The following is a 5,159-nucleotide window of genomic DNA, read 5'->3' as shown; positions in this document are numbered from 1 at the left end:
GTCGAGAAGGCGCATCCGGACCTGTTCAACATCCTGTTGCAGGTGATGGATCATGGCAAGCTCACCGACCACAACGGCAAGCAGATCGACTTCCGCAACGTGATCCTCATCATGACCACCAATGCGGGTGCGTCGGATGCGCAGCGCGCGGCGATCGGCTTCGGCTCGACCAAGCGCGAGGGCGACGACGTCGAGGCGATCAACCGGCTGTTCACGCCGGAGTTCCGCAACCGTCTCGATGCGATCATCCCGTTCGGCTCGCTGCCGGTGCCGGTGATCCATCAGGTGGTGCAGAAGTTCGTCATGCAGCTCGAGGCCCAGCTTTCCGAGCGTGGCGTCACCTTCGATCTGTCGCAGGACGCGATCGCCTGGCTGGCCGACAAGGGCTATGACGAGCGCATGGGGGCGCGTCCGCTCGGCCGGGTCATCCAGGAGCACATCAAGAAGCCGCTGGCCGATGAAGTGCTGTTTGGCAAGCTGAAGAAGGGCGGCACGGTGCGCGTCACCGTCGAGAAGAAGGAAACCGGAGAGTCCGGCCTGAAGCTCGAATCGCTCGCCGACGAGTCGCCCGTGCAGCCGAAGAAGGAAGAGCCGGAAGACGCGCCGAAGCCGAAGAAGGCGGTGGCCAAGAAGCCTGCGCCCAAGAAGGCGGTGGCGCAGAAGCCGGAACCGAAGGGCAAGGACGGCAACAAGCGCAGCCTTGTGCCGCAACTGCCGCGCAAGGGCTGATCGGCCTTATTCCGAATTGCAGAAAGGCCCCGGCGACGGGGCTTTTTTGTTGCAAGGAAACGTGGAAATCGGCCGGATTGTCCTTAATTTAACGGTGCGCGTGGCCGATGTCCTCCAACCGCCAACGGATTTTCCTGGATCAATGGAAAGACGATGCGCCCGTGTCGGTGCGGTCGCATCCTGTGGCCGCGCATGCTATGGCCGGCACATGTCGACTTGGACCTCGAACGTCACAGCGCCTCGTTCCACTTGGTTCCTGCGTGGTGCCCGCGCGGCCTTTTCCCTGCCTGGCCTGATCCTCGTCAGCTCGTTCATTGGCTTTGCCGCCCTGGCGAAAGACGCCGGGGTCACGGTGGCACAGGCCGCTTTCATGACCGGAACGGTGTGGGCGCTGCCATCCATGGTCGTGCTGGTGAGTGCGATCGCATCGGGAGCGGCGCTGCCGGCGGCGATGTTCGCCGTCACGTTGTCCGCCATACGTCTGATGCCGATGGTGATGGCGCTGGCACCCGAGATGCGCACCGGGAAAACCCGGCAATGCGTGCTCTACCTCCTGGCGCATTTCGTGGCCGTGACCTCCTGGGTGCTGGCCATGGAGCGCCTCAAGCGCGTCCCGCCTCAAATGCGTACGACTTACTATGCCGGCCTCGGCGGCACGCTGGTGACGACGAATGTCATCGTCGTGACCGTCGTTTATGCAGTGGCGGATGCGCTGCCGTCCGCCGTTTCGGCGGCGTTGCTGATGTTGACGCCGATGTATTTCCTGACCTCGTTGTGGGGGTCCGCACGCGAGCGGGCAGGGCATGTCGCAATGGTCCTGGGCCTCGTCCTCGGACCGGTCTTCCACATAGTGTTGCCGCAGATCGATTTGCTGGTTGCCGGACTGATCGGCGGCACGGTCGCCTGTGGCTTGCAATTGTGGCGGCGCAAGGTGCGCGCAGCGTGAGTTACTTTTCCAGCGGCGCCTGGTGGTGGCCATACATGTTCATTCTCGTCGCCGGTTTCGCCGCGACGGATATCTGGCGCTTCCTCGGCGTCTATCTTGGCGGCAAGCTTTCCGAAGATTCAGACCTGTTGGTGCTGGTTCGCACCATGGCGACGGCGCTTGTTGCCGCCGTCATCGGCAACCTGATTGTCTTTCCAGGCGGCGCGCTGGCGCACACTTCGCTTGGCTTGAGGATAGCGGCGGCGGCCCTGGGTTTCGTCGCCTATCTGGCGTCGGGAAAGCGCATGGTCGTCGGCATCGCCACAGCCGAGTTTTTGCTTCTGGCGGGACTTTATCTGAACTTTTGATTTCGCCCCATCTCAGCCCGCCAGAGCCGCCCGGATCTTGCCGGCATTCTCGGCCAGCACCTCCGGCTTTTCCATCTGTCCGGGATGCGGCTTCAACGGCACGCCCTCGAAGCGCGGAACGACGTGGACATGAAGGTGATAGACGGTCTGCCCGGAAGCCGGCTCGTTGAACTGCATGATGGTGACGCCGTCGGCGTTGAAGGCCTTTTTCACCGCCACCGCCACCTTCTGCACGACCGCGAACAGCGCGGCGAACGTTGCCGGATCGGCGTCGAGGATGTTGCGCGACGGCGCCTTCGGCACGACCAGCGTGTGGCCCGTGCCTTGCGGCATCACATCCATGAAGGCGACCACCGCGTCGTCCTCATAGACGCCGTGCGAGGGGATCTCGCCGCGCAGGATTTTCGCGAAGATGTTGCCGGGATCATAGGCTTCGGCCATGGGGTGACACTCCCAATTGCGTTCGCCGTCCGGTGTAGCGAAGCCGCCGGTGGGCGGCAAGGCGCTCAGGCGAGATCGACCGCCAAGCTGCCTTCGCTGCCCAGGATTATTCGCCGAGATCCTTGCGGAAGGGCGTGTGCTCTTCGAGATACTCGCCCATGCGTTCGACCTCGCGCCGCTCGCGCCTGAGATAATCGGCGACGGCGTTGCGTAAGCCGGGATGCGAAATGTAGTGCGCCGAATGCATGGTCACCGGACGGTAGCCGCGCGCCAGCTTGTGCTCGCCCTGCGCGCCTGCCTCCACCACCTTGAGCTTGTGCTCGATGGCGAAGTCGATGGCCTGGTGGTAGCAGACCTCGAAATGCAGGAAAGGGTGGTCCTCGATGCAGCCCCAGTTGCGGCCATAGAGCGCATCGGAACCGATGAAGTTGATGGCGCCGGCAATGTAGCGGCCATTGCGCTTGGCCATCACCAGAAGAATGTCCTCGGCCATGCGCTCGCCGATCAGCGAGAAGAACTGCCGGTTGAGATAAGGCCTGCCCCATTTGCGGCCGCCGGTATCCATGTAGAAGGCGAAGAAGTCATCCCAGGTGCTTTCGGTGATATCCTTGCCGGTCAGCCAGTCGATCGAGATGCCCTCGGCAAGCGCCTCGCGGCGCTCCTTCTTCATCGCCTTGCGCTTGCGCGAGGCAAGGGTGGCGAGGAAGTCGTCATAGGTCGAAAAGCCTTCATTGAAGAAATGGAACTGCTGGTCGGTGCGATGCAGGAACCCCGCCGCCTCCAGCGTCGCCACGTCGGGCTCGTTTGCGAAGGTGACATGCGCGGAAGAGACGCCGAGCTTGTCGGTCACGAGTTTCAACCCCTCCGCCAGGCCTGCCTTCACGGCGCCTGCGTCCTCGCCCCTGCTGACGAGCAGGCGAGGGCCGGTCACCGGCGTGAACGGCACCGAGCATTGCAGCTTGGGATAGTAGCGGCCGCCGGCGCGCTCGAAGGCGTCGGACCAGCCATGGTCGAAGACATATTCCCCCTGGCTGTGCGATTTGAGATAACAAGGGACAGCGCCGAGAAGCCCGCCTTGCGCGGTTTCAAGTCTAAGGTGATGACCTTGCCAGCCGGTGCGCCGAACAGCGCAGCCGGAATCTTCCAAGGCGCTCAGAAAAGCGAATGAAACCAGCGGGTTGTAGCCGTTTTCTTTATCGCCGCGCGTGGTCCCGGCAAAGCCGTCCCATTCCTCGCATGTGAACGCGCCGATGCCTGCCGCGACGCGGATCGCATAATCCGCGTTCGCTGCCCGTCCATCATCGTCGTCGCCTTGATCCATGGGGCTTATTTAAGCTTCGCCGGGGCAGCTACAAGTCACGTTTGAGGCACCCGGCTCAAGCGACTCTTACCAGGCCGGGTTCGAAACCCTCGAAGGTCATCTGGTCGGCATATTTGAAGGTGAGGTCGACCGCCGGCTGGTCATGCACGGTCCAGGTGATAACGGGCATCTTCAGCTTTTCACGCACGAAGCTGACGAAAGGGTTCGGCAGGTCGCCGGCGGCGTAGGAGGTGAAGGCGAGGTCATGCGCGAGCATGGCGAAATGCGCCTCGATCAGCTGGTTGTCCTTGCCATAGGCGGTCAGCCCACCGGGGATGCCCGGCGCGTCCCTGGCGAAGTCGCGGATCAGCCAGTGATCGAACGACATGATGGCCACCTTGCCCTTGTAGCGCTTGAGCAGCCGGCCGACGGCTGCCACCAGGCCCGCGTCATGGCCGGGAACGCCTTTCAGCTCGACCACCAGCGGCACGCGGCCGTCGATCAGGTCGAGCGCTTCCTGCAGCGTCGGCACATGGTCCTTGGTGCCGCCGATCCTGAGCGTCGCCAGTTCGGCTGCGGTGCGTTGCCAGATGAAGCCGTCCTCGCCAGTCAGGCGCTTCAGGTCGCCGTCATGGATGATCACCGGGACGCCATCCGACGAGAGATGCACGTCGCATTCGATGGCATAGCCGCGTTCGGCCGCCGCGGCGAAGGCCGACAGCGTGTTCTCCCAGCGGGTCTTGTTCATGTCGTGAAAGCCGCGATGCGCGACGGGGCGGGCAATCAGCCAGGAGAGATCGGTCATGTTGGGCATCACTCGACTTCGAAGATCGCTTCGATTTCGACCGCGGCGTTGAGCGGCAGCGAGGCGGTGCCGACGGCGGATCGGGCGTGCTTGCCACGCTCGCCGAGTGCCGCGACCAGGAAGTCGGAGGCGCCGTTGGCAACAAGATGCTGCTCGACGAAATCAGGAGCGGAGGCGACGAAGACAGTGATCTTGACCACGCGCCGGATCCTCTCGAGATCACCGAGCGCCGCCTTGGCCTGCGCCAGGATGTTGATGGCGCAGAATTTCGCGCCTTCCTTGCCGGCGGCGGTGTCGATGTCGCGGCCGAGCAGCCCGCTTGCCTGCAGCTTGCCGTCCTTCAGCGGCAGCTGGCCGGCGGTGAAGAGCATGTTGCCGGTCCGGCAATAGGGCACATAGTTGGCGGCGGGCGCGGCGGCGGCCGGAATGGCCACGCCAAGATCGCTTAGCCGCTTTTCGATTGTTTCGCTCATTGGTTTTCCCTATTGCTGGAAGGCGCCGCGTTGGCCGGGCCGAAATTGCTATTTTTGCCTCGCTTCCGCCACGACTTTTTTTAAGCTGGACCATCTTTCCCTGCGGCCTGTCTCGCGG

7 protein-coding genes are annotated in these 5,159 nt (G+C 63.3%); 3 read left to right on the top strand and 4 right to left on the bottom strand.

Annotated features, from left to right (window positions below):
- From EOA24_RS26825 to EOA24_RS26815, 3 genes are all read left to right on the top strand, one after another.
- A partial coding sequence (locus EOA24_RS26825) for an AAA family ATPase (protein ID WP_148669979.1) occupies nucleotides 1–729 on the top strand: 729 nt, incomplete at its 5' end.
- Nucleotides 730–745: 16 nt separating this feature from the next.
- Nucleotides 746–1,675 (top strand): AzlC family ABC transporter permease, encoded by a 930-nt coding sequence (locus tag EOA24_RS26820; RefSeq protein ID WP_348526242.1) that lies wholly within the window; start codon nucleotides 746–748, stop codon nucleotides 1,673–1,675.
- Complete coding sequence (locus tag EOA24_RS26815; protein WP_126082641.1) at nucleotides 1,672–2,022, top strand: AzlD domain-containing protein; 351 nt, start codon at nucleotides 1,672–1,674, stop codon at nucleotides 2,020–2,022. The genes EOA24_RS26820 and EOA24_RS26815 overlap by 4 nt, the downstream gene beginning before the upstream one ends.
- 12 nt (nucleotides 2,023–2,034) lie before the next feature.
- On the opposite strand, the gene EOA24_RS26810 is transcribed toward EOA24_RS26815, so the two are convergent.
- From EOA24_RS26810 to EOA24_RS26795, 4 genes are all read right to left on the bottom strand, one after another.
- Nucleotides 2,035–2,463: an HIT family protein gene (locus EOA24_RS26810; protein WP_126082642.1), complete on the bottom strand. Its 429-nt coding sequence runs from the start codon at nucleotides 2,461–2,463 to the stop codon at nucleotides 2,035–2,037.
- A 106-nt stretch (nucleotides 2,464–2,569) separates the two neighbouring features.
- On the bottom strand, nucleotides 2,570–3,784 hold the full coding sequence (locus tag EOA24_RS26805) for a GNAT family N-acetyltransferase (protein ID WP_126082643.1): 1,215 nt from the start codon (nucleotides 3,782–3,784) through the stop codon (nucleotides 2,570–2,572).
- A gap of 55 nt (nucleotides 3,785–3,839) precedes the next feature.
- Nucleotides 3,840–4,568, bottom strand: coding sequence for a glycerophosphodiester phosphodiesterase (locus EOA24_RS26800; protein ID WP_126083804.1), 729 nt, complete (start codon nucleotides 4,566–4,568; stop codon nucleotides 3,840–3,842).
- 8 nt (nucleotides 4,569–4,576) lie between these two features.
- Nucleotides 4,577–5,041 (bottom strand): RidA family protein, encoded by a 465-nt coding sequence (locus tag EOA24_RS26795; RefSeq protein ID WP_126082644.1) that lies wholly within the window; start codon nucleotides 5,039–5,041, stop codon nucleotides 4,577–4,579.
- Nucleotides 5,042–5,159 lie beyond the last annotated feature (118 nt).

It is taken from the genome of Mesorhizobium sp. M2A.F.Ca.ET.039.01.1.1, assembly GCF_003998035.1.
In the GTDB taxonomy this organism is placed as follows: domain Bacteria; phylum Pseudomonadota; class Alphaproteobacteria; order Rhizobiales; family Rhizobiaceae; genus Mesorhizobium.
Note: the sequence above shows the minus strand (reverse complement) of the source record. Positions and strands in the feature narration are given on the sequence as shown.